Here is a 24,300-nt window from a genome sequence, read left to right on the forward strand (position 1 = left end):
CTTCATGCCTTCGCGCGCGCCGGCTTTTCGCGGAGCGCCAGTGACGGCCAGAACGCTGCCCAGGGCTGCGCCGCTTCGAACGCAGCGGCGATGCGGAAGATCGTGGGCTCGTCGAGCCAGGCAGCGACGATCTGCAAGCCGATCGGCATTCCCTCGCGATCGAAGCCGCAGGGCAGCGTCGCGGCCGGTAGGCCGGCGAGATTGATCGGCCAGGTGAAGGGCGACCAGCCGAGATGCGGATCGACCTTCCCGCCGTCGATCGTCTCGACGCCGAGACGGCCGGCCTCGAACGCAGTCACCGCGACGGTCGGCGTCACCAGCGCATCGACGCGCTCGAAAAGCTTCAGGAAGCCGCTGCGAGCCTGGCCGCGGCGATACCCCGCTTCGATATAGTCCGTGCCGCTGTAGCGCCGACCGGCACTGATGACGTCAAGATAATCTGCTTCGGAGCTGGCGAGATCGGCCGTGGTCTTGCTCGCGACAGCCGCCGCCTGTTCGGTAAAGGCGATCGGCTTCAGCGTGTGCTCGAGGATGCCGGGATCGAGGCCCGGACCATCCATGGTGACCTGCGCGCCGCAGGCATCGAGAATGGCCAACGCCTTGCCGAACGCCGCGCGCACATCGGGGCTGACGGCGGCGTAGCCGAGATCGACGCTGGCGCCGATACGAATGCCGTTCAACGGCGCCGCCTTCGTATCAAACCGCCGCGCCGCCACCGGCAGGCTCGCGGGATCGCGCAGATCGTAGCCGGCGATGATCTCCAGCGTCAGCGCGGCATCCGCGACCGTGCGCGTGATCGGCCCGGTATGCGCGAGCGAGCCCCAGGACGGTGGCGAGAAGCCGGGTGAACGCGGCACCAGGCCAAAGGTCGGCTTGAGGCCGAACACTCCGCAAAAAGACGAAGGCACGCGGATCGAGCCCACGCCGTCCGTTCCGATCGCGATCGGACCGCAGCCGGCGGCAACGCCCGCCGCCGCGCCGCCGCTCGATCCGCCACTGGTGCGACCGGGGTTCCAGGGATTGCGCGTGGTGCCGGTGACCGGGCTGTCCGCCGTCAACTTGTAACCGGACTCGCAGGTCGTGGTCTTGCAGGTGACGATTGCACCCGCCTCCTTCAGCGCCAAGACAACGGCCGCGTCGACATCGGGCACGAATGCCTTGTTCATCGGCGAGCCGCCATGGGCCGGCACGCCTGCAACAAAGACCAGGTCCTTGATCGTCACAGGTATACCGGCGAGCGGCCCCTTGGCCTCGCCGGCGCGCATCTCCCTGGTGAGACGATCGGCCTCCGCCCTCGCCTGCTCGTACATCGGCGTCACCACCGCGTTGCAGGCCCCATTCGTCACCTCCAGGGCGGCAATGGTGTCGTCGACGACATCGCGCGGAGTGAACGCCTTGCGCCGGTAGCCGGCCAGGATCTCGATTGCGGAAAGCGAGCCAAGGCCAGTCGGCGCCGGCGGGAAGGCCGCTCGGCCAAAACCATCAGTCATCATCAACCCTAAAGTACTAGCTGAGCGCCGCGTCGACGGCGCGCTTGGCCATGACCGTGACGAGATGCGCACGGTAGTCGGCTTCGGCATGGATGTCGGAGGTGAGACCCTCGGTGTCGATCTTGATCGCCGCGATCGCGGACGGATCGAAACTTCGAGACAGCGCATCTTCCATCGGGGGAACGCGGAATACGCCGGAGCCCGCTCCGGTCACGGCCACGCGAACGCCATCGGCGAATTTCGCGACGAACACGCCGACCAGCGCATAGCGCGACGCTGGCGCCTTGAACTTGGCGTAGCCCGCCTTGAGCGGTACGGGAAAGCGGATCGCGGTGATGATCTCGCCAGGTTCGAGCGCGGTCTCGAACAGGCCGCGGAAGAACCCGTCGGCCGCGATCTCGCGCGTGCTGGTGACGACGGTCGCGCCAAGGCCCAGCACACCTGCCGGATAATCGGCCGCCGGATCGTTGTTCGCGACCGAACCGCCGATCGTGCCGCGGATGCGCACGGCGGGATCGCCGATCATCGACGCCAGCGCGGCGAGACCGGGAATCTTTCCCTGCACCAGCTTCGAGGCGGCCACCACCGCGTGTGGCGTCATCGCACCGATGGTGATGGTGGCGCCGCCGTCGGTGATGCCCTTCAGATTCCCGAGCTTCGACAGGTCGATCAAGGCAGGCGGGCTGGCCAGCCGCTGCTTCAGCGTCGGGATCAGCGTCATGCCGCCGGCGACGAGCTTGCTGTCCTCGATCGAGGTCAGCAGTTTGGCAGCGTCGGGAATCCGGTCCGGCTGGTGATAGGCAAACGGTTTCATGATTGTCCTCCCTATTCCGCAGCGACCGGCAGCGATGCATTCTGAAGCAGGCGCCAAATCCGGTTCGGCGTCGCCGGCATGTCGACATGGGTGACGCCGAGATGCGACAGCGCATCGACCACCGCGTTGATGACCGCAGCCGGCGAACCGATGGTGCCGACCTCGCCGCAACCCTTCACGCCCATCGGCGTGTGCGTGCACAGCGTCGAATGGGTCGAGATGTTCATCATCGGCATGTGGTCGGCGCGCGGCATGCAGTAGTCCATCAGCGAGCCCGATAGCAGCTGGCCCGAGCCCTCGTCATAGACCGCGTTCTCGTACAGCGCCTGACCGACGCCCTGCACGATGCCGCCGTGCAACTGGCCCTCGACGATCATCGGGTTGATGACCGTGCCGACGTCGTCGACCGCGGTGTAATTGACCAGCGTCACCGTGCCGGTTTCCGGATCGACCTCGACCTCGGCGATGTGACAGCCGCCGGGATAGGTGAAGTTGACGGGATCGTAATAAGCCTGCTCCTCGAGTCCCGGCTCCAGCACTTCGAGCGGATAGTCGTGCGGCACGTAGGCGGCGCCCGCGATCTCCTCGAACGTCTTCATGCGGTCGGTGCCTGCGACCGAGAATTTTCCGGCCTCGAACTGGATATCCATCTCGGCCGCTTCAAGCAGATGCGCCGCGATCTTCTTGCCTTTCGCGACCACCTTGTCGGTCGCCTTCGACAGCGCCGCGCCGCCAACCACCAGCGAACGCGAGCCATAGGTACCCATGCCGAACTGCACGCGATCGGTATCGCCAAACACGATGTCGACATTGTCAAACGCGACGCCGAGCTTTTCCGAGACGATCTGCGCGAACGTCGTCTCGTGGCCCTGGCCGTGATTGTGGGTGCCGATCATGACCGTGACCTGGCCGGTCGGATGCACCCGCACCGTGGCGCTCTCATAGAGCCCGCCGCGCGCGCCCAATCGTCCCGCGAAGCGCGACGGTGCGAGGCCGCAGGCCTCGACATAGGTCGAGTAGCCGAGCCCGCGGAATTTGCCCCTGCGCGCCGACTCCGCCTTGCGGATACCGAAGTTCTTGACGTCGGCCGCGACAAGGGCGCCGTCGAGACACCCCATCGGATCGCCGGAATCGTATTGCACCAGCACCGGCGTCTGATACGGGTAGGCCTCCTTCGGAATCATGTTGCGTCGGCGAATCTCGACGCGGTCGATCCCCATCTCGCTGGCTGCGACGTCGACGATTCGCTCCAGCACGAAGGTCGCCTCGGGACGGCCGGCGCCGCGATAGGCGTCGACCGGAACGGTGTTGGTGAACACCACCTTCACGTTGCAGTAGATTGCTGGCGTGGTGTAGACGCCGCCGAGCAGCGGCCCGTAGAGATTGGTCGGGATGTTCGGCCCGAAGGTCGAGAGATAGCCGCCCATATTGGCGAGCGTGTTGACACGGAAGGCCAGAAACTTCCCGGTCTCGTCCAGTGCAAGCTCGGCCTCGGTGACGTGATCGCGGCCGTGACGATCGGAGACGTAGCCTTCCGACCGGCTCGCGACCCATTTGATCGGCCGCATCACGCGCTTGGCGGCCCAGGTGATCACGGCCTCCTCGCCGTAGTGGAACTGCTTGACTCCAAAGCCGCCGCCGACATCGGGCGCGACCACGCGCAGCTTGTGCTGCGGAATGTTCAGCACCAGCGCGCCCATCAGGAAGCGTACGACATGCGGGAACTGGCTGGTGGTCCACAGCGTGAAGCGATCCGTGCCGGGCTCGTATTCGGCGATCGCCGCGCGCGGCTCCATTGGGTTGCCGATCAGCCTGTTGTTGACGAGGCTGAGCTTTGCGACATGCGCCGCTTTCCGGAACGCAGTCTCGACCGCGGCCTTGTCGCCGAGCTCCCAATCGCAACAGAGGTTGTTCGGCACGTCGTCGAACAATTGCGGCGCGCCGGGCCGCACGGCTTCGAGCACGCCGACCACTGAGGGCAGCACCTCGTAATCGACCGTGAGCAGTTCGGCCGCCGCGCTGGCCTGCGCCGGCGTCTCCGCGACGACGAAGGCCACCATGTCGCCGACGAAGCGCACCTTGCCCTGCGCCAGCATCGGGAATGGGGGCTCCTTCATCGGCACGCCCTTGGCATCCGAGATACCCCAGCCGCAGGGCAGCGATCCCAGCTTGTCCGCGGCGGCATCCTCGCCGGTCAGGACCGCGATGACGCCGGGCGATGCGAGCGCCGCACTCTTGTCGATGCCGCGCAGGATCGCGTGTCCGTGCGGCGAGCGCACGAACACACCCGCCGTCATGCCGGGACGCTTGATGTCGGAGACGTAATTGCCGCGGCCGGTGAGGAAGCGCTGGTCCTCTTTCCGTTTTGGCGAAGCGCCGATCCCGATCACATTGCCCATGGTCACTCTCCCCTGGCGGCGTTCATGGCGGCAGCGCCAGCCATGACCGAGACGACGATGTTCTGATAGCCGGTGCAGCGGCAGATATTGCCTTCAAGGCCATGGCGGACGTCGACTTCCGTCAGATCCGGCTTCTCGGTCGCAAGCGCCACCGCTGTCATCAGCATACCGGGCGTGCAAAAGCCGCATTGCAGGCCGTGATGCTCGCGAAACGCTTCCTGCATCGGATGCAGCTGGTTCGAACCGGGCGCTCCATGAAGCCCCTCGATAGTGAGGAGCGTCGCGCCGTCGAGCGCGGGCGCGAGCAGTGTGCAGCTCTTCACCGGCAGGCCGTCGAGGTGCACCACGCAGGCGCCGCACTGGCTGGTGTCGCAGCCGATATGGGTACCGGTGAGGTTGAGCCGCTCGCGCAGCAGCTCGGCGACTAGCATCGCCGGTTCGACATCGACAGTGGTTGGCCGTCCGTTGAGTGTGAAGGATATCTGCACGATCATACTCCTGTGCGCGACGGGTCTTTACGCGAGTGGAAGCGCGCTGCCGGTGGCCCATGTGGCCATCACGACGTCGCCGACGGTGAACGGATCCGCGAAGAAAGTCTTTTCCGGCACGTAGGCGACGAACGCGTCGTCCGGCACCGTGTCGAGCATGACCTTGACGAAATAGCCCTGGTATTCGATCGCGAGCACACGACTCGGCAGCAACGTGGTGCAGCCCGGCGGTAGTTCCCTGCCCGGCCGGACCAGCGCGACATCGTCGCGGCGCACGGCGATATCGATCTTGTCACCGACGCTCACCGTGGACCGCGCCTGAAGCGGGACCTCGATGCCATCAGGCGCGGCCTGCGCGAGCGTAAAGGTCGAACCGTTGACCTTCTCGACCCGCCCCGACAGCACGTTCTGCCCGCCCATGAACTCAGCGACGTAACGATCGTGCGGATGGGCATAGACGTCGCGGGCCGCGCCCGCCTGCTTGATCCTGCCCTGCTCCATCACCACCACCAGATCGGCGAGCGCGATCGCCTCGAGCTGGGTATGGGTGACGTGGATGAAGGTGATACCGAGCTCCTGCTGCATCCGCCTGAGCTCCTGGCGCATCTGCACGCGGAGCTGCTCGTCCAGGGCGGACAGCGGTTCGTCGAGCAAGAGTACCCTCGGCTCGGTGATCGCGGCGCGCGCCAGCGCCACACGCTGCTGCTGGCCGCCGGAGAGCTGCGCCGGCAGGCGGTCGGCGAATTGCGTCAGCCGCACCTTCTCGATCATGGCATCCGCAGCGCGCAGGCGATCAGCCTTCGACATGCCGCGCACGCGCAAGGCGAACGCGATGTTGTCGCGCACGGTGAGATGCGGGAACAGCGCGTAGGACTGGAACATCATCGCGGTGCGCCGCTGCACCGGCGCAAGACCGACGACGTTCTGCCCGCCGATCACGATCTCGCCGGCGGTCGGGTCCTCGTGGCCGGCGATCATGCGCAAAATCGTGGTCTTGCCGCAGCCGGAGGGACCGATGAAGCAGCAATAGGCGCCGTCGGCGATCTTGAGATTGACACCGTCCACCACATTGGTGACGCCGTCAAAGCTCTTGCAGACGCCCGCCAGTTCGATATCGCCGCGATCACTCTTCATTCTCAGCTCAACCCTTTGTGCTGCTGCCGCGCTTTTTCTGGATCAGCACGATGCTGCCCAGGCTTGCGCCGATCACGATGAAGGAGACGATCGTCGTCACCGTCCCGAACGCATAGAGTGAGGGGGACGTGACGTTCAGCGTCATGCTCCATATCTCCAGCGGCAGCGTGTTCAGTGAGCCCGCGGTCTGGAGGCTGCGCGCAAACTCGTCGTAGGAGAGCGTGAAGCCGAACAGCGCGACCGCGACGAGGCCGGGCGCCAGCACCGGAATCATCACCAGCCGGATCGATTGCCAGCGGCTGGCGCCGAGGTCGTAGGCCGCCTCCTCCCAGACATGGTTGAAGCGCGACATCACCGCGAACATCACGAGCACGCCGAACGGCAGCGTCCAGGACAGTTGCGCGCCGAGCGCCGAGGTGTACCAGCTCGCATTGAGCCCGAGCGCCTGGAACAACAGACCGGTGCCGAGGCCGAGCACGAGACCCGGCGCGACCAGGCTGCCGATCATCATGTAGAACACGACGGTGTCGCCGCGAAAGCGCTTGCGAAAACCGAGCCCGGCGAGGAACGAGACCACCACCGTGATAACAGTGACAATGACGGCGAGCTTGACCGAGCGGTCGAACGAGCCCTTGACGTCACCGGTCCGCACCTGGGTGAAGAGATCGACGAACCAGTGCAGCGAAGTGCCCTTCATCGGGAACACGAGGCCGCCGCGGATGTCCTGGAACGACAGGACGTAGATGCAGAACATCGGGCCGTAGAGCGCGATCACATAGAACGCAAACAGCGTTGCCAGGACGTAGAACGTCCACGGCCGGCCGCCCTTGCTCGGCGCAATCGCCTTTGTCGCCGGCGCGATCGTCTTTGACACATCGGTTTTGGACATGTCGGCGAGAACCGCGCTCATCGCGTGATCTCCTGCCTGATGTCGACGGTGCGCAGGATCAGCGAGACGATCGCGACCAGCACCAGCGTCAGCAACACTGCGCTGGCCGCCGCGCTCGGATATTGCAGCACGCCGACGTCCTCGTAGAACGCGCTCACCACCGAAGCCGAGCCGCCGCCGGACATCACCTTGACCACGAAGAAATCGCCCATCACGATCGAGACGACGAAGATGGTGCCGAGGGCGATGCCGCTCTTGGACATCGGCACCACGATCAGGCGCATGATGTCGAAACGGCTGGCGCCTGCATCGATCGCGGCCTCGATCAGCTTCTTGTCGATCCGCGCCATGGAATTGAAGATCGGCACAATCATGAAAATGGTGAGCTGGTGGACATAGGCGATGACGACCGCCAGGTCCGAGAACAGCAGCACTTCCAGCGGCTGGCGGATCACGCCAAGCCCCAGCAGCGCCTGGTTGATCAGGCCTTCCTTGCCGAGCAGCGGAATCCAGGAAATCATCCGGATGATGTTCGAGGTCCAGAACGGCACCGTGCAGAGCAGGAACAGGCCAATCGCCAGCAACTGGTTGCGGACGTGGAAAACCAGGAAGTAGGCGACGAAGAAGCCGATGATCAGTGTGAAGATCCAGGTCACCACCGTGAATTTGATGGTCGCGAGATACAGCTTCAGCGTCAGCGCCGAATGCAGCACCTCGACATAGCTTGCGAGCGTGAAGCCCGGCGTCAGCCCGCCAAAGCCGTCGGTGGCAAAGAAGCTCGCGGCCAGCACGACCAGGATCGGCGCCACGAAGAATGGCACGAGCACCAGCACGAGCGGAGACACGTAGAGCCAGCCGGCGAGATTTGCGCGTGGTGAGATTTGAGCTGGACTAAGAGCTGGACTAAGGCTTGGCTGCATGTCGGCAAACGCCTCGAACTCGGTCATTTGGCACCGGCGCATCGCCACGCCGGCGCTTCGTTCACGTCAGGAAAAGCAGGTTTCAGGCCACCTTGAAGTCGTTCCAGCGCTTGTTCATGTAGGCGGCTTCGTCCATCAGCGTGTTCCAGCAGGAGATGTTCTTGACGCGGTCGAGGAACGAGCCGCCGTCACGCTTGGTGCCGCTCTTCTCCATTGGCACGCCATAGGGGTCGTTGACCACCTCGGGCGCGGGCTGGCCCTCGTACCAGAACGCCCATTCGGCCGGCGTGAGGAATTTCTTCGCAGTCGAAGGCACCGGGCTGTAATAGCCGTAGCGCGCGACGAAGCCGCCCTGCCATCCCGACAGATACCAGTTGAGATATTCGTAGGCCGCGTCCAGCTTCTTGCCGGAGAGATGCTTCATCAGCCCCATGCCGTTGCACCAGCCGCGATAGCCTTCCTTGCCGTTCTTGATGTTGACCGGCGCGTAGACGCAGGGGATTTCCTTCACGCGTACCGCGGCCACCGCCGGCGACCACATCGACTGGATGACCACTTCGCCCGCCGCCATCAGCTGCACCGACTGGTCGAAGGTGGTCCAGGTCGCGCGGAACTGGCCCTGCTTCTTGAGCTCGATCAGCTTGTTGCAGGTGAAGTCGATCTCCTCCTTGGTCATGTTGCCCTTGTTGCCGTACTTGATCAGCCCGGCGCTTTCGAAGCAGAGCGCGGCATCCATGATGCCGATTGCGGGCACGTCGAGGATCGCGGCCTTGCCCTTGAATTTCGGATCGATCAGATCCTTCCATTCCGTGACTTCATGGCCTACGAGGTCGGGGCGATAGCCGATGGAGTCGGCGTTGTAGACCTGCGGCAGGAAGGTCGCCCATTCGGTCACGCCGTCGTTCAGATCGGTCGAATCCGGCTTGGCGATATACATGGCCTCGTAGGGCGAGATGCCTTGGCGCGGGATCTTGTGACCGTCGATCTCGCCCTTAGTGAAGATCGGCAGGATGTTGTCGAACTCCTTGACCTTCTTGACCTCGATGCCCTGGATCACGCCGCGCTTGGCAGCGAGCTTGGCCTGCCACCCCTCGAGATCGGCGATGTCGACCGTATTAGGCTGGCTTATGAAGCGGTTGATGGCGGCGGAGGTGTCGAGGTTCTGCATCGTCACCTTGAAGCCGAGATCCTTGGCCGCCTGGTCGCCGATCGCCTTCACCACCGAATAGGACACGCCGACATGGCGCAGCTCGATGTCCTTGATCTCCTGTGCCCAGATCGTCGGGAATCCGCGGATCGCGTCCGATCCTGCGGCCGCGCCGGCCACCGCCGCAGCGCCCTTCAACAGCGTGCGCCGGCTCAGTTTTTTCGCAGGCTTGTCGCTCGTCCCCACCGGATTGGCAGTGGATGTCCCCTTGTCCCTGTCAAGCATGGCAACCCTCGTTGGCTACGATGAACGCTGCGCACCGGTCGCCATTGACCGGCTGCGGATGTGATCAATTGCGTGGGAGGCTATGGGCGGGATGTGGTGAAGTAAAATTGGAAGTAAAAATTCGCCGCATAAACGCGGCTAATGGTTCGCCCCGCTGCATCGGCTTTTGGCAGCGCGCATAAGAAGGCGTCAGGACCTGCGTACAAAATGATGGCTTCGAACGTGCGGGCCCGCTGGCGCGGCAGACGTGATGAAGGCGGTACTCAGGACCTGAGCTGGTCCCGCGCCGTCTCCGGCGCCATCAGCGTTGCGATGATGGTGATGACCGACAGCGCGATGATGTAGACCGACACGGCCCAATAAGAACCGGCCCATGCCAACAGTGCCGTCGCAATCAGCGGCGAGAAGCCGCCGCTCAGCGCGGCGGCAACGTTGGCTCCCAGCGATGCGCCGCTGTAGCGCACCTGGGTACGGAACAGCTCCGGCATGAAGGCCGCCTTCGGCCCGAACAGCAGCGCATGCGTCAGTGTCATCGTGACGACGAGCGCGAGCGTGATCAGCGCCGGGTCCCTGGTGTCGAGGAACCAGAACAACGGAAACGCCAGCGCCACCGAGAACACGCCACCGGCGAGATACAGCGCTTTGCGGCCGAATATGTCGGACAGCCAGCCTGCGAGGGGCAGCGTCGCGAACTCGACGAGCGCGGCATAGACCACCGCATTCAGGATCACCTGCCGCGGCAGACCGAGCTGCGTCGTGGCGTAGACCACGGTGAAAACAGTGAGGAGATAAGCGAGCCCGACTTCGGACACCGTGATGCCGATCGCGAGCAGGAAGCTGCGCCAGTCGCGGCGCAGGACTTCCAGCGCCGGCTGCGCCAGAACCTCCTTGCGCTCGAGCACCTCCTTGAAGTGCGGGGTCTCCGCAAGTTTCAGCCGCACGATGAAGCCCACGCCGACGAGCAGGATGCTGATCAGAAACGGCACGCGCCAGCCCCAGCTCAGGAAGTCCGCCTCGGGCAGCTGCGTCATCAGACCAAAAATGCCGGTAGACGCGGCGACGCCGACGGGGAAGCCGATCTGCACCAGGCTGCCGTAGAAGCCACGGCGGTTGCCGGCGTGCTCGGCCACCATGACCACCGCCCCGCTCCACTCGCCACCGAGCCCGATGCCCTGGACGAAGCGCAAAATGACGAGAAAGATCGGCGCCCAGACGCCGATCTGGCTGTAGGTCGGCAGGCAGCCGATCAGGAACGTGCCCAGTCCCATCGCGATCATGGTGGCGACCAGCATCTTCTTGCGGCCGAGCCGGTCGCCATAATGCCCGATGATCGCACCGCCGATCGGCCGCGCGACGAAGCCGACGGCATAGGTCGAGAATGCCGCCAGTGTGCCGACGAAGGGATCGAAGCTCGGGAAGAACAGCTTGTTCAGCACCAGCGCCGCCGCCGTGCCGTAGATCAGGAAGTCATACCACTCGATCGCGGTGCCGAGCGCGGCTGCCCACACCACCTGCGCCGTCGTAGATTTCTCCGCCGCACTGGAGACCCCCGATGCTGCCGTCATTGCCATGCCCCACAATTTCCGGGTGGCATCATGGCTAAACATGATTGCGGTTGCAACTTGCGGGAGTGTTAGTTCTCCCCAGATCACGATGCGAGATTTTTCTCGCGCCACTGCCTCCTCACCGTCGTCCCGGTGAAGGCCGGGACCATAACCAGAAGGGGAGTTTGGCGAGGACGCGTGCTCCGGTACTGCGACCGCCCGGCATCCAGAGATCACGCGGTATGGGTCCCGGCCTTCGCCGGGACGACGTGCAGCCATTATTCGCCATTGACAAACTTATTCAACATTATCTAACTTGCTCTCACAATAACAAGCCGCGCCAAGCGGCCCATAAACGAGAGGGAACGACGATGAGAGGGCTTTTGGCCTGCGCTATGCTCGGGGCCATGACTTCGGCTGCCATAACCACCGTTGCGAACGCGCAAATCTCCGACGACGCTGTGCGGATCGGCGTGCTGACGGATCTGTCGAGCTGGGGCCGCGACAACAGCGGGCCAGGCTCCGTGGAGGCCGCGAAAATGGCGGTGGAGGAGTTCGGGCCCACCGTGCTCGGCAAGCCGATCGAGATCATCAGCGCCGACCATCAGATGAAGACCGACGTCGGCGTGCAGATCGTGCGCGGCTGGTTCGACAACGGCAAGGTCGATGCCGTCGTCGACATCCCCAATTCCGGCATCGCGATCGCCGTCCACAACATGGTGCGCGAGCGCAACAAGATCGCGCTGCTGTCAGGCCCCGGCGCGAGTTCGTTGACCGACGAGCTTTGCAGCCCGAACACCGTGCACTTCACCTATGATACCTACGCGCTGTCGAAGGTGACGGCCTCCGCCGTGATCAAGGAAGGCGGCAAATCCTGGTACTTCATCACCGCCGACTACGCCTTCGGCCAGCAGCTCGAGAAGGACGCCACGCGCTTCATCAACGAGATGGGCGGCAAGGTCTTGGGCGGCGTGAAGCACCCGACCAACACCGCCGATTTCTCCTCTTTCGCGCTGCAGGCGCAGAGCTCGAAAGCCGAGGTCGTCGCGTTCGCGAATGCCGGCCAGGACACCGACAATGCCATCAAACAATCCGGCGAGTTCGGCCTGGTCCAGGGTGGTCAGAAGCTGGTCGGCCTCCTGATGTTCGACACCGACGTGCATGCGGTCGGCCTCAAGGCCGCGCAGGGCACCTACATGACCACGGCGTCGTACTGGAACATGGACGAGGCGACCCGCGCTTGGTCGCGGAAATTCTACGAGCGCACCAAGGTGATGCCGACCATGATCCAGACCGGCGTTTACGGCTCGGTGCTGCATTATCTCAAGGCCATCAAGGCCGCCGGCACCGATGATCCCGCCAAGGCGATGGCCAAGATGCGCGAGCTGCCAATCGAGGATACATTTGTTCATGGCGGAAGCTTGCGCGAGGACGGCCGCGTCATTCGCGACATGTATCTCGCCAAGGTGAAAACACCCGAGCAGTCCAAAGAACCGTGGGATTACCTTGAGATCATCAAGACGGTGAAGGGCGAGGACGCGTTCCGCCCGGTCTCCGAGTCCAAATGTCCGCTGCTCAAGAAGTGAGGCCTGCATGACCGGCAACGAGCGCAACGCAATTGAGACTTACGAGTGCGATGTGCTCGTGGCCGGATCGGGCTGCTCCGGCATGTCGGCCGCGATCACCGCGCGCTATCGCGGCCTTGACGTGCTGATCGTCGAGAAGGAGCCGCGCTTCGGCGGCACCACCGCGCGGTCTGGCGGCTGGTTGTGGATTCCCGGGACGTCGCTGGCAAAGGCCTACGGCATCGAAGAGACGCCCGAGCAGGCGCGGACTTACCTGCGGCACGAAGCCGGCAACAACTTTGACGCCGCGCGCGTCGATGCATTCCTGAGCGCCGGACCCGAGGCGGTCGATTTTTTCACCAGCAAGACGGCGCTCCGTTTCGACATGCCGCTGGTGTTCCCGGACTACCACGCCGAGGCGCCCGGCGGCACCCAGGGCGGTCGTTCGATGGTGGCACGCCCGTTCGACGGCCGCGAGCTCGGCGACCAGATCAAGACCCTCGGCATGCCCCTGCCCGAGCTGACCGTATTCGGAATGATGCTTGGATCCGGCAAGGACATCGTCCATTTCATGCGCGCGACGAAGTCGCTGAATTCGGGGGTCTATGTCGCAAAGCGCCTGTCGCGGCATCTGATGGACTTGCTGCGCTATGGCCGCGGCATGACGCTGACCAACGGCAATGCGCTCGCCGGTCGCCTGGCAAAATCCGCGCAGGATCTGAAGATTCCGATGTGGCTGTCCGCGCCGGTACGCGAGCTGACGGTCGAGAACGGCACCGTCACCGGCGCCATCGTCGCCCGCGAGGGACGCGACGTCCGCATTCGTGCCAGACAAGGCGTCGTGCTCGCCTGCGGCGGTTTCCCGCATGATGTCGAACGGCGCAAAAAGCTGTTCCCGCACGCGCCGACTGGGAACGAGCATTTTTCGCCGGGACCGACCGGCAATACCGGCGACGGCCTGCGCCTTGCGGAAAGCGCCGGCGGACAGGTCGAGGACCGGCTGCCGAACGCGGCAGCCTGGGTCCCGGTCTCGGTCACCAAGCGCAAGGACGGCTCAAGCGGTGTGATGCCGCATTTCATCGACCGCGCCAAACCCGGCGTGATCGCGGTGATGCGTGACGGCAAGCGCTTTGCCAACGAGGGCAATTCCTATCACGACTTCGTCCAGGCCATGGTGAAGGCTGCGAAGCCCGGCGAGGAGATCGCGGCCTATCTCGTCTGCGATCACCAGACGCTTCGGAAGTACGGCCTCGGCTGCGTGCCGCCATTCCCGATGCCGCTAGGTCATCACCTCAAGACCGGCTATCTCATGCGCGGCGAGACGCTGGAGGCGCTCGCGGCAAAGGCGGGCATCGACAGCATGGCGTTCGTCGAGACCGTCAAGCAGTTCAATGCGACCGCACCACAGGGGCATGATGCGGCCTTCGGCAAGGGCTCAAAGGCCTATAACCGCTACCAGGGCGATGCGCTGCACGGCCCGAACCCGTGCGTCGCGCCCATCGAGAACGGTCCGTTCTACGCCATCAAGATGGTGGTCGGCGATCTCGGCACCTATGCCGGCATCGTCACCGACGAGAATGCGCGGGCGCTGGATGCAGAAGGACGGGTCATTCCGGGGCTCTATGCCGCCGGTAACGACATGGCGAGCATCATGGGCGGCAATTATCCCGGCGCCGGCATCACGCTTGGGCCGGCGCTGACCTTCGGCTACATTGCCGGCCGTCATCTCGCCGACAGCGCCGCCAAGCGCAACGCGGCATAAGCCACGCCAGGAGGCGCATGAAGAGAGAGAGCCGCGGCATCCAGTCGATCGAGGTCGGCGGAGAATTGCTCCGCGCGCTTGCGAGAAGCGGCGGGCCGATGATGCTGCGCGATCTCGCGCGCGAGGCCGGCATGACGCCGGCCAAGGCGCATCCCTATCTCGCCAGCTTCTCCCGCATCGGCCTGATCGAGCAGGACGAGGCCACCGGCCGCTACGAGATCGGCGCACTGGCACTGGAGCTCGGCCTGATCAGCCTGCGCCGCCTCTCCGGCGTGCGTATCGCCGGACCGAAGATCGCGGCGCTTGCGAGCCAGATTGGGCACGCGGTCTCGCTGGCGATCTGGGGCACGCATGGCCCGACCGTGGTGCAGCTCGAAGAACCCGGCCAGCCCGTGCACATCGTGATGCGGGCCGGCTCGGTGATGGCACTGCTGGAGACCGCGACCGGCCGCGCCTTTGCCGCCTTCCTGCCGGAGAAGACCATCGACGCCGCACTCGCAAGCGGTCTCGATCGTCACGGTGTCGGCTATAACCCGAAGCGGCCGATCAAGGGCGTGAAGCTCGCTGACATGCTCACCGAAGTGCGCAAGCACGGCCTCGCCCGCGCGCTCGGCGACCCCCTGCCCGGCGTCAATGCGTTCGCCGCGCCGGTGTTCGACCATTCCGGCCATGTCGCACTGGTGATCACCGCGATGGGGCCGGAAGGCACGTTCGATGCCCGCTGGGACAGCGCGATCGCCCACGCGCTACGCGACTGCGCCGGCGGGATCTCGAAGCGGCTCGGTTACGGGATGACGGTTGCGGCGGAGTGAGGTTGCCTGCAACCACCGCTGTCATGCCCCGCGAAGGCGGGGCATCCAGTACGCCGCGGCCCATCGGCCCTGTCGCTGCTATCTCGGAGTACTGGATCGCCCGGTCAAGCCGGGCGATGACAGCGAGTGTGGGACAACCTTCCGAGTCCTACTTCTCCTTCACCGGCACCGTGTAGTTCAGGATCAACCGCCCGCCATCCGGATAGATCGTCTGCCCCGTGATATAGGACGCATCGTCGCTCGCCAGGAACGCGACGACGGAGGCAACCTCGCTCGGCTCGCCGCCACGGCCGGCCGGCGTGCGTGACATCACGGTTTTGCGGGCATCCTCCGAGGTGTAGATGGACGACGCCACCATGTCGGTCAGGATCGTGCCCGGCCCGACCGCGACGACGCGAATGTTGTGCGGCGCGAGCGCGACGGCGGCCACTGATGTGAGCTGCTTCATGCCGCCCTTGGACATGGCGTAGGTCGCAAGTGCCGGGATTGCCAGCAGTGCATTGACCGACGACATGTTGATGATGACCCCGCCGCCGCTACCTTGCGCAATCATCTGCTTGGCCGCCGCCTGCACGCCGAAGAAGGCGCCCTTCAGGTTGATGCCGATGATCTCGTCGAATTCTTCTTCGGATATCTCCAGGAGGTCCCGGTTGCGGGCGACGCCGGCATTGTTGACCATGATGTCGAGCCGGCCGAACTCTCTTGCAGCCGTTGCGACCAGCTGGTCGACATCGACACGCTTGGCGACATTGCCGACGACAGTGCGCAAGGCATCCGGCCGCGCGAGTTCGGCGGCCGTCGCGGCCAAACCCTCGGCATCGACGTCCGAAATGACGACCTTGACGCCGTCATCCAGAAATCGCTTTGCGCAAGCCTTGCCGATACCGCGCGCCGCGCCGGTGATGGCGGCGACCTTGCCGGATAATTTCATGGTCTCACTCCAGGATAGCTGCTTCACAGCAGACTGTCGCCGGGTGAGAAACCCGGCTCAGGCCGCCGCGAAGCCGAGATGAGCACGGAACCGGTTCTTGATAAAGACAGCATCGCGCGAGGGCAGCGAGCGCGGTGGATTTTCCGCCAGAACCTTGATGACAAACAGCCGCGGGCCATCGGCCGGCTCGGCGATTTGGGTTGCGAGGCGCTGCACCTCCTCGATCGTCCGCACGGTTCCGGCAGCGGCAAAGCCGCAAGCCACGGCGATTGCGGTGAGATCGACGCCGCGCCCGGTGTGGCTGGCCTGCATCCCGGTCTCGCCAAAATGCTGGTTGTCGATCACGACGATGTCGAGATTGCGCGGGCGCGCGACTCCGATGGTGGCGATGCCGCCGAGGCCCATCAATTGCTCGCCATCCCCGGTCAAGGCGAGGACACGTTTTCCCGGCTGGGCTTGCGCGAGGCCAAGCCCGATCAGCGCGGCGCCGCCCATGGCGCCCCAGAGATAGAGATTGCCGTCGTGGTCGCCGACCGAATGAAGGTCATAGGTCGGCGAGCCGAGGCCGGAGACGACCAGAGTGTCGTTGCGATTCTTCAGGAGAGCGGCGACGGCGGCGCGGCGGTCGAGTTGGGCTTGCATTGGCATCACCACTTCTTCTTGCCGATCAGGCGCTGCCCGATCAGGACCGCGATCTGCTGATCGGAATCGTAGGCGAGCGCTGCGGCCGATTCGACCGTCTCGACCAGATCCTCCGCCGTCTCCGCCCGCATCACCTTCAAACCAATCGCTTCCAGCGAGGGCTGCGTCGCCCGGCTCATCGGCACCTGCCAGGGATTGAACTCGGCCCATTCGCCGCGCATCGTCACCAGCATCAGCAGTGGAAATCGTCCGATCGCCGACAGCGACAGCATGTTGATGCAATTGCCGACCCCGCTCGACTGCATCAAGAGCACGCTGCGCTGGCCGCCGAGCCAGGCGCCGGCGGCGATGGCGACGCCCTCCTCTTCCGTCGTCAGCACGTTGGTGGTGACGTCGCGATCGGCCGAGAACAGGCTGATGAGCTGGCTGTGGCCGGCATCGGGGACGTATGACATCTGCCGCACGTCGGCGGCTTTCAGGATGCGGTAGAGCTCGGACGGCCAATTGTCTGCGCGCGTGTCGGGATTGGATTGAAGGCTGTGCACCGCATGTCTCCGTGGATTTCGAGCGGCACTCTAACGATGTTCAGGCGCGAAAGCTCTGACCGTCTGGCGCGATCAGGTATCGAGGGATTGTATAGCTGCCTCTTCCGCTGCCGGTGGGACAGCGCACGATGCGCATGGCTGCGCCCTCTCCCCTTGCGGGAGAGGGCATCACCGCTGACAGATACAAACTCATTTGGATGAGGGGTATCTCTCCGTGCACTCATCCGCATCTATATGCGCGGAGAGATACCCCTCATCCGGCGCTTCGCGCCACCTTCTCCCACAAGGGTAGAAGGAAGAGGAGCCATAGGCAACTTCTCGACCTCTAGCCAAACTGGCGCGGCCGCAGTCCTGCATGAAACCAGGTGATCATGGAATAGATATCATAGACGGGCAATCCGACTTCGGCCTGAAGCGCCGCCGCATAAGGCGGCATGTTGGTGCATTCCAGCACGATCGCGCCGACATCCGGGTTGCTGGCGACCAGCTCCTTGCCGGCCTCGACCACGTCACGTTCGGCCTGCGCGATATCCATGTCCTCCTTCTCGGCCTTGATCAGGACGCGGAAGAATTCCTTGCCGTGCTCGGTGCCGACCAGCGGCGTATCGAGCGGCACGCCGGCACCTTCGAGATGAGCCGGCGTCAAGGATGAACCTGAGACCGTGACGAGGCCGACGCGCTTGCCCGGCGGCAAGGTCGCCTGCACCCACGGCACCTGCATCAGTGACGAGGTCGCGACGGGAACGCCGACCGCGGCTGCGATCTCCTTCTGGAACAGCGAGAGGAAGCCGCAATTGGTGGTGATGGCTTCCGCCCCGAGCCGCACCAGATCCTTCGCCGCATCGATGAAATCAGGCAGCAGACCGGCCGCACCGTTCAGCACCACTTTCTCGGGCGAGGCACCGCTCACCACGCGATAGAGCACGGGGAAAGGCCAGGTGGTGCCGTTGCCCATGTCGCCGGGAATGCGGGGAAAGCGCGCCTCCAACATCAGGATGCCGAGCGGTGCTCCATAGACGGCCTTGCCGCCGCGGGCGATTCGGGGGGACGAGTTGGCTGGAGCGGTCATGGTACGATCTCAGAGAAAACGATCGGGCGAAAACGGTGCAAGCGGAATTTCCGGCGGCTTGCCGCTCAGAAGCTGGGCGACGAGACGGCCGGTGCGGGCCGAACCGACCAGGCCGATATGGCCGTGGCCGAAGGCATAGACGATGTCGCGCGATGCCCGCGCGTAGCCGATGCAGGGACGTCCGTCCGGCATGCTCGGCCGATGGCCAAACCAGGTCTTGATCCGCGAAGCCGGAATGTCCGTGCGCAGTTTCGGGAACATGCTGAAGAGGTTATTGCGCAGTATCTCGGCACGCTTCCAGTTCGGTGCGGCCTCGAGGCCTGCGATCTCGACCGTGCCGGCGGCGCGCAAACCCTTGTCGGTCCAGTTCACCACCATCTTCGCATCCGAGGCCATCATCGAGCTGCGCGGGCCTGCTTCCGGATTCTCGATCATGACGTGATAGCCGCGCTCGGTCTCCAGCGGCAGCGGATCACCAATGGATGCGGTGAGCCGCTTCGAATGCGCACCGGCGGCAATCACCGCGGCATCGCACGCAATCTCGCCGGTCTCGGTCAGGACAGCCACCAGCTTGTTGCCGGATAGTTTCAGCCCAATTGCCTTGGCCCGCACAAGCTTGGCGCCGCTTGCCAGCGCGTGTTGCGCGAGGGCTGCGACATAGGCTCCGGGGTCCCGGCAGCGACCGGCTTCCTCCACCACCACGCCAAACGTGTAGCGCGGATGCAGATCGGGCTCGCGCTGACGCATCTCGTCGGCCGAAAGCTCCAGCCATTCGACACCGACGCGCTTGCGCAGGCGCCAGCCGAGATCATCGTCGAAATTGCCGCGTGACGGGAAGACATGCATCACGCCGTTACGCTCGATCAATTCAGGAACGCCCGCCTCCTCCGCGAGCTTCCTGTGCAATAGCGGCGCGTCCTTCAGGAGATCGCGCAGCGCAAATGCCGTCTTCTCGACCCGCGCCTCGGTCCAGCCCGAGAGCAGATATTTGATCAACCAGGGCAGCGCCTTCGGCAGATAAGACCAGCGGATCGCGAGTGGCCCGAGCGGATCCATCAGATAACCCGGCACCTTCTTCCAGACACCGGGCTCGGCCGGCGGGATCACCGAATGCGAGGAGAGCCAGCCGGCATTGCCGTAGCTCGCCGCCTGTTCGCCACCGGGCTCGCCCGGATCGATCAGCGTGACGCGATGGCCCTCGCGCAGCGCCTCGATCGCGCTGATCACGCCGACCGCGCCGGCACCGATGATGGCGACGTGGCGGCCTTGCGGCATCGGCTATGCCTTCACCGCAGGGGCAAAGTCCTTGCCGACCGACATCGCACGCGGATCGATGATGCAGTGGAGGATCGACGGCTTGCCCGAGGCAAGCGCACGCTCGAACGCCGGCGCGAACTCTTCGGTGCGCTCGACGCGCTCGCCATGGCCGCCGAATGCTTTTGCGTACATCGCGAAATCCGGGTTCTTGAGCTGGGTGCCGACCACGCGTCCGGGATAGTCGCGCTCCTGGTGCATGCGGATGGTGCCGTATTGCGCATTGTCGACGACGATGACGACGAGGGCTGCGTCGTACTGCACGGCGGTCGCGAATTCCTGCCCGTTCATCAGGAAGCAGCCGTCACCGGCAAAGGCGATAACAGTACGGTCCGGATATTGTCGCTTCGCGAGCACCGCGGCCGGCACACCGTAGCCCATCGAGCCCGACGTCGGCGCGAGCTGCGAGGCAAAGCTGTGAAAGCGATGATGCCGATGGATCCAGCCGGCGTAGTTGCCGGCGCCGTTGCAGACGATCGCGTCCTTGGGCAGGCGATCGCGCAGCCAGGTCATGACCTGGCCATACTGGAACGTGCCGGGCAGCTCGCGCGCCTTGTCGGTCCAGGCGAGATAATCGGCATGCGCCTTGGCGGCCTCGCCCTTCCAGGCAACGGCGCCGGCCGGCTTCAGCGTCTCGACCGCGGCCGCGAACGCGGCGGGTGTGGCCTGGATCGCGAGCTCAGGCTGATAGATGCGGCCGAGCTCTTCGGAGCCGGGATGAACGTGGATCAGCTTCTGCCGCGGGGTCGGAATGTCGAGCAGCGTGTAGGATGAGGACGGCATCTCCGACATGCGGCCGCCGATGAGAAGAATGACATCGGCGCCGTCGATCCGCGCCTTCAGGCCCGGGCTCGGGCCGATGCCGAGGTCGCCGGCATAATGCGAGTGATCGGCGTCGATCAGCGACGCGCGGCGGAACGAGGTCGCGACCGGCAGGTCGAACCGCTCGGCAAAGCGCGCGATGCTCCTGGTCGCCTCATCGGTCCAGCGCGAGCCGCCGAGAATGACGAGCGGTGCTTTGGCGCTCGCAAGCATGGCGCCGACACGCTCGATATCGGTGGGCGCCGGCCAGCTCATCGCCGGCTCGATCCGCATGGCGTCCGCAACGGCTGCGGTCTCGGTCAGCATGTTCTCGGGCAGCGAGATCACCACGGGACCGGGACGGCCCTGCATGGCGACGCGGAAGGCGCGCGCGACCAGCTCCGGAATGCGGTCGGGACGATCGATCTCGACCGCCCATTTCGCCATGGTGCCGAACACCGCCTTGTAGTCGAGCTCCTGGAACGCCTCGCGCTCGCGCATGCCGGTGTCGACCTGACCGACGAACAGGATCATCGGCGTGGAATCCTGCATCGCGATGTGCACGCCGTGGCTGGCATTGGTGGCGCCGGGGCCGCGGGTGACGAAGCAGATACCGGGACGGCCGGTGAGCTTGCCATAGGCCTCCGCCATCATCGCGGCACCGCCCTCGGCGCGGCAGATCATGACGTCGATCGGGCTGTCGTGCAGCGCATCGAGCGCCGCAAGGTAGCTCTCGCCCGGCACGCAGGTGACGCGCTCGACGCCTTGCGCGACCAGCTGATCGATCAGGATCTGGCCCCCGGTGCGGGTGTTGCGAATGGTCATGACGGCTCCCTCAAGGCTTTGGCGATGCGTTTCGCAGCTTCGCGAAAATTTTGTTCCGGGCTGGCGTAGGACAGCCGGAAACAAGGTGCAAGGCCGAAACCGCTGCCCGGCATTACGGCCTCGTCATGCCTCTCCAGAAAATAGCGGCGGCAGCCATGCCTCTCTCGGCCATCGACCGGGGAGCAGGCCCCTTGCCGTCATGCCCCTTTGCGCTGCCGAGCGCTTGCCAGCAGCACCAGCATGAACGAGGCCGCCGTCATCAGTGTCGAGATGGCGGCGATGGTTGGGTCGATCTCGTCGCGGAGCGCGGTGAACATACGCTTGGTCAGCGGCTGATACTGGCCGCCGGAGATGAACAGCGCGACGATGGTCTCGTCCATCGCCGAGATGAAGGCGAAGATGCCGCCTGCGACCACGCTGGACTTGATCTGCGGCAAGGTCACCGCGAAGAAGCTGCGCAGGCGGTTCATGCCGAGGCTGCGTGCGACCATCTCCTGCGCCGGATCGAAGCTTTGCAGGCCCGCCAGCACCGAGATGATGACGTATGGCAGGCCCAACATGACATTCGCCAGCACCAGGCCCGGCAGCGTCGCGACCAAGCCGACTTTCGCATAGAGGAAGAAGATGCCCACCGCGGTGATGATGATCGGCACCACCAGCGGCAACAGCAGCATCATGTGGATCAGCCGCATGATCCGCAGCTTCGACTGGCTGATGCCATAGGCGGCGGCGACGCCGAGCGGCGTTGCGATAAACACGGTCAGAAGCGCGACCGTCAGCGTCACCCGCGTCGCCTGCATCCAGGCCGAGTTGGAGAAATACTGCTGATACCAGCGCAGCGAGAACGACGGCGGCGGAAAGGTCAGAAAGCGCGCGCTGGAGAAGGAGATCGGCGCGATGATCAGCACCGGCAGGATCAGGTAGACCAGCACCAGCGCGCTGATCATATAGAGGGCGATCCGGGCGGGCGACAATCGCGTCATTTCTGCCCCAATATGCGATCGAGCGAGATGAAGCGGCTGACGGCGAAAAAGATCGCGAGCACGCTTAAGAGCAGCACGACGGCGACCGCGCTCGCAGCACCGAACTGGTTGTAGAGCTCGACATTGCGGCTCACCAGCATCGACACCATCACCGTGCGGCCGCCGCCGAGCAGTTCCGGCGTGATGTAGAAGCCGAGGCAGAGCACGAACACCATGGTGCAGCCTGCGAGCACGCCGGGCAGAGACAGCGGCAGAAAGACGCGAACGAAGGTGAGCGACGGGCTCGCCCCCAGGCTGGCGCCGGCCTGCATGAGATCGCTCGGGATCTTCTGCATGGTGGCATAGAGCGGCAGCACCATGAACGGCAGGAGGATGTGTACCGTCGCAACCACCGTGCCGAAGGTGTTGTGCACCAACGCGAGCGGTTCGCTCGTCACGTCGAGATAACGCAAGAACTGGTTGATCACGCCGGTGCGCTGGAGCAGCGCCAGCCAGGCATAAGCGCGCACCAGTACACTGGTCCAGAACGGCAGAACGACCAGCGACAGGATGAGAATGCTCCATCCTTTCGGCACCGAGTTGGCGAGGTAGGCCACGGGATAGCCGAGCAGCAGCGCGATTGCCGTGACCGCGAGACTGATCTCGAAGGTCAGCGCAAAGCTGCGCCAGTAGATGTCTTCAGTGAAGACGCGGCGATAATTCTCCAGCGTGAAGCCGTCATGGTAGATCGACTGCCAGGCGAGCCAGCCGACCGGCAGCACGATCAGAGCCAAGATCACCAGCAGCGCCGGCGACACCAATGCCAGCATCAGCGCATGCTCGCGGCGCTGATGCTTTTGGGAGGGATCTGGCATTGATGTCGTCAACGCAGCCTCGCTTCGCTTACTTCTGCATGAACGACGCCCAACGCTTCTCCGCCGCTTCGCCGGCTGGCGACGACCACCACGCGTAGGACATCAGCGCCTGCTTGGCCGCATTGGCCGGCTCGCTCGGCAATTGCGCGGCGCGCTCGGGCTTGATCACGTTGGTCTCGAACGCCTTTGGATTTCCCGGACCATAGTCGATATGCAGCGGCAGATTGGCCTGGTGCACGGGATCGACGGCCTCGTTGAGAAACTTGACGGCCGTCTCGAGATTCGGCGCGCCCTTGAGGATGCAGAGCGAGGTGCTTTGCAAAACGCCCTGGTTGTAGGTGAAGGCGACCTTGGCACCCTCCTTGGCGACCGCGCTGACGCGCCCGTTCCAGGCCATCTCCATGTCGACCTCGCCGTCGTTGAGCAGTTGCGCCGACTGCGCGCCGGAGGTCCACCACACCGTGATATTCGGCTTGATCTCTTCGAGCTTCTTGAAGGCGCGGTCGACGTCGAGCGGATAGAGCTTATCGGGCGCGACGCCGTCGGCCATCAGTGCCGCCTCGAGTGTGGCGAACGGGTGGTTGCGCAGTGCGCGGCGCCCGGGAAATTTCTTCACGTCCCAGAAATCGGCCCAGCTGTTCGGCGCGTCCTTCGGAAAGGTCTTCTGACTGTAGGCCAGGACGCTGGAATAGAACTCGTAGGAAACCGAATAGGGGCTGCGATAGGATTCCGGCATCGCCGCGCCATTCGGAATCTTTGAGAAGTCGAGCTTCTCGATCAGCCCCTGCTCGCCGCCACGCAGGCAGTTGCCGGTCGGCGTATCCACGACGTCCCAGATCGGCTTGCCGCTGCCGACCTGGGTCTTGATCGCCGGCCAGGCATCGGGAATGGAATCCTGGTTGATGGTGATGCCGAGCTTCTTGGCGGAAGGATCGAGGATCGCCACCGTCTGCGCCTGCTGATAGGCGCCGCCTTGCGAGACAAAGGTGATCTGTTCGGCAGCGGCGGCGGTGCCGGTTGTTGCGAACAATCCGAGCGATCCGCCCAACAATGCGTAGCCAAATCGAATATCTCGTTTCGTCGTCAT

Annotated in this window: 21 protein-coding genes; 3 read left to right on the plus strand and 18 right to left on the minus strand. The window is 64.5% G+C overall.

All coding sequences use genetic code 11. The features are described from left to right. Window positions 1-2 precede the first annotated feature (2 nt). From FXB41_RS08335 to FXB41_RS08375, 9 genes are all read right to left on the minus strand, one after another. A complete protein-coding gene (locus tag FXB41_RS08335) occupies window positions 3-1,490 on the minus strand; it encodes an amidase (RefSeq protein WP_219681208.1) in 1,488 nt (495 codons plus the stop codon). 16 nt (window positions 1,491-1,506) lie between these two features. Further along, entirely contained in the window at window positions 1,507-2,304 is a 798-nt protein-coding gene (locus FXB41_RS08340) for an FAD binding domain-containing protein (RefSeq protein ID WP_219681210.1), read from the minus strand. 11 nt (window positions 2,305-2,315) lie between these two features. After that, the gene (locus FXB41_RS08345; RefSeq protein ID WP_219681212.1) at window positions 2,316-4,703 is read right to left on the minus strand and encodes a xanthine dehydrogenase family protein molybdopterin-binding subunit; all 2,388 of its coding nucleotides are present in this window, start codon (window positions 4,701-4,703) and stop codon (window positions 2,316-2,318) included. A gap of 2 nt (window positions 4,704-4,705) precedes the next feature. Beyond that, complete coding sequence (locus tag FXB41_RS08350; RefSeq protein WP_219681214.1) at window positions 4,706-5,197, minus strand: (2Fe-2S)-binding protein; 492 nt, start codon at window positions 5,195-5,197, stop codon at window positions 4,706-4,708. 21 nt (window positions 5,198-5,218) lie between these two features. Further along, a complete protein-coding gene (locus tag FXB41_RS08355) occupies window positions 5,219-6,325 on the minus strand; it encodes an ABC transporter ATP-binding protein (RefSeq protein WP_007595769.1) in 1,107 nt (368 codons plus the stop codon). A 7-nt stretch (window positions 6,326-6,332) separates the two neighbouring features. After that, window positions 6,333-7,235, minus strand: coding sequence for an ABC transporter permease (locus tag FXB41_RS08360; RefSeq protein ID WP_219681216.1), 903 nt, complete (start codon window positions 7,233-7,235; stop codon window positions 6,333-6,335). Further along, complete coding sequence (locus FXB41_RS08365) at window positions 7,232-8,161, minus strand: ABC transporter permease (protein WP_219681218.1); 930 nt, start codon at window positions 8,159-8,161, stop codon at window positions 7,232-7,234. The genes FXB41_RS08360 and FXB41_RS08365 overlap by 4 nt, the downstream gene beginning before the upstream one ends. Before the next feature lie 55 nt (window positions 8,162-8,216). Next, window positions 8,217-9,566 (minus strand): ABC transporter substrate-binding protein, encoded by a 1,350-nt coding sequence (locus FXB41_RS08370; RefSeq protein ID WP_219681221.1) that lies wholly within the window; start codon window positions 9,564-9,566, stop codon window positions 8,217-8,219. Window positions 9,567-9,829: 263 nt separating this feature from the next. Further along, window positions 9,830-11,131, minus strand: a complete 1,302-nt coding sequence (locus tag FXB41_RS08375; protein ID WP_219681223.1) for an MFS transporter — start codon at window positions 11,129-11,131, stop codon at window positions 9,830-9,832. A 350-nt stretch (window positions 11,132-11,481) separates the two neighbouring features. Here FXB41_RS08375 and FXB41_RS08380 point away from each other — a divergent pair, with 350 nt between their 5' ends. Genes FXB41_RS08380 through FXB41_RS08390 form a run of 3 tightly spaced genes read left to right on the plus strand, consistent with a single transcriptional unit; the run spans window position 11,482 to window position 15,249 of the window. Next, a complete protein-coding gene (locus tag FXB41_RS08380) occupies window positions 11,482-12,696 on the plus strand; it encodes an ABC transporter substrate-binding protein (protein WP_219681224.1) in 1,215 nt (404 codons plus the stop codon). 7 nt (window positions 12,697-12,703) lie between these two features. Then, entirely contained in the window at window positions 12,704-14,437 is a 1,734-nt protein-coding gene (locus FXB41_RS08385; RefSeq protein WP_219681226.1) for an FAD-dependent oxidoreductase, read from the plus strand. Window positions 14,438-14,454: 17 nt separating this feature from the next. Then, on the plus strand, window positions 14,455-15,249 hold the full coding sequence (locus FXB41_RS08390) for an IclR family transcriptional regulator (RefSeq protein WP_219681228.1): 795 nt from the start codon (window positions 14,455-14,457) through the stop codon (window positions 15,247-15,249). A 148-nt stretch (window positions 15,250-15,397) separates the two neighbouring features. Here FXB41_RS08390 and FXB41_RS08395 read toward each other — a convergent pair whose 3' ends face one another. The 9 genes from FXB41_RS08395 to FXB41_RS08435 form a co-directional block, all read right to left on the minus strand. Next, window positions 15,398-16,180 (minus strand): SDR family NAD(P)-dependent oxidoreductase, encoded by a 783-nt coding sequence (locus FXB41_RS08395; protein WP_007595793.1) that lies wholly within the window; start codon window positions 16,178-16,180, stop codon window positions 15,398-15,400. A 57-nt stretch (window positions 16,181-16,237) separates the two neighbouring features. Beyond that, window positions 16,238-16,828, minus strand: coding sequence for a thiamine pyrophosphate-dependent enzyme (locus FXB41_RS08400; RefSeq protein WP_219681230.1), 591 nt, complete (start codon window positions 16,826-16,828; stop codon window positions 16,238-16,240). Continuing rightward, window positions 16,828-17,367 carry a thiamine pyrophosphate-binding protein gene (locus FXB41_RS08405; RefSeq protein ID WP_007595796.1) on the minus strand — a complete coding sequence of 180 codons (540 nt, stop codon included), beginning with the start codon at window positions 17,365-17,367 and terminating at the stop codon, window positions 16,828-16,830. Before FXB41_RS08405 ends, FXB41_RS08400 begins: the two co-directional genes overlap by 1 nt. 325 nt (window positions 17,368-17,692) lie before the next feature. Then, complete coding sequence (locus FXB41_RS08410) at window positions 17,693-18,436, minus strand: aspartate/glutamate racemase family protein (protein WP_219681232.1); 744 nt, start codon at window positions 18,434-18,436, stop codon at window positions 17,693-17,695. Window positions 18,437-18,445: 9 nt separating this feature from the next. Beyond that, a complete protein-coding gene (locus FXB41_RS08415) occupies window positions 18,446-19,711 on the minus strand; it encodes an NAD(P)/FAD-dependent oxidoreductase (RefSeq protein ID WP_219681234.1) in 1,266 nt (421 codons plus the stop codon). Window positions 19,712-19,714: 3 nt separating this feature from the next. After that, window positions 19,715-21,376 carry a thiamine pyrophosphate-binding protein gene (locus FXB41_RS08420; RefSeq protein WP_219681236.1) on the minus strand — a complete coding sequence of 554 codons (1,662 nt, stop codon included), beginning with the start codon at window positions 21,374-21,376 and terminating at the stop codon, window positions 19,715-19,717. Window positions 21,377-21,573: 197 nt separating this feature from the next. Then, window positions 21,574-22,359 (minus strand): ABC transporter permease, encoded by a 786-nt coding sequence (locus tag FXB41_RS08425; protein WP_219681238.1) that lies wholly within the window; start codon window positions 22,357-22,359, stop codon window positions 21,574-21,576. Beyond that, window positions 22,356-23,213, minus strand: coding sequence for an ABC transporter permease (locus FXB41_RS08430; protein ID WP_246648697.1), 858 nt, complete (start codon window positions 23,211-23,213; stop codon window positions 22,356-22,358). The genes FXB41_RS08425 and FXB41_RS08430 overlap by 4 nt, the downstream gene beginning before the upstream one ends. A gap of 28 nt (window positions 23,214-23,241) precedes the next feature. Next, window positions 23,242-24,300 (minus strand): ABC transporter substrate-binding protein, encoded by a 1,059-nt coding sequence (locus FXB41_RS08435; protein ID WP_007595811.1) that lies wholly within the window; start codon window positions 24,298-24,300, stop codon window positions 23,242-23,244.

Origin of the sequence: Bradyrhizobium canariense (assembly GCF_019402665.1) — a bacterium.
In the GTDB taxonomy this organism is placed as follows: Bacteria; Pseudomonadota; Alphaproteobacteria; order Rhizobiales; family Xanthobacteraceae; genus Bradyrhizobium; species Bradyrhizobium canariense.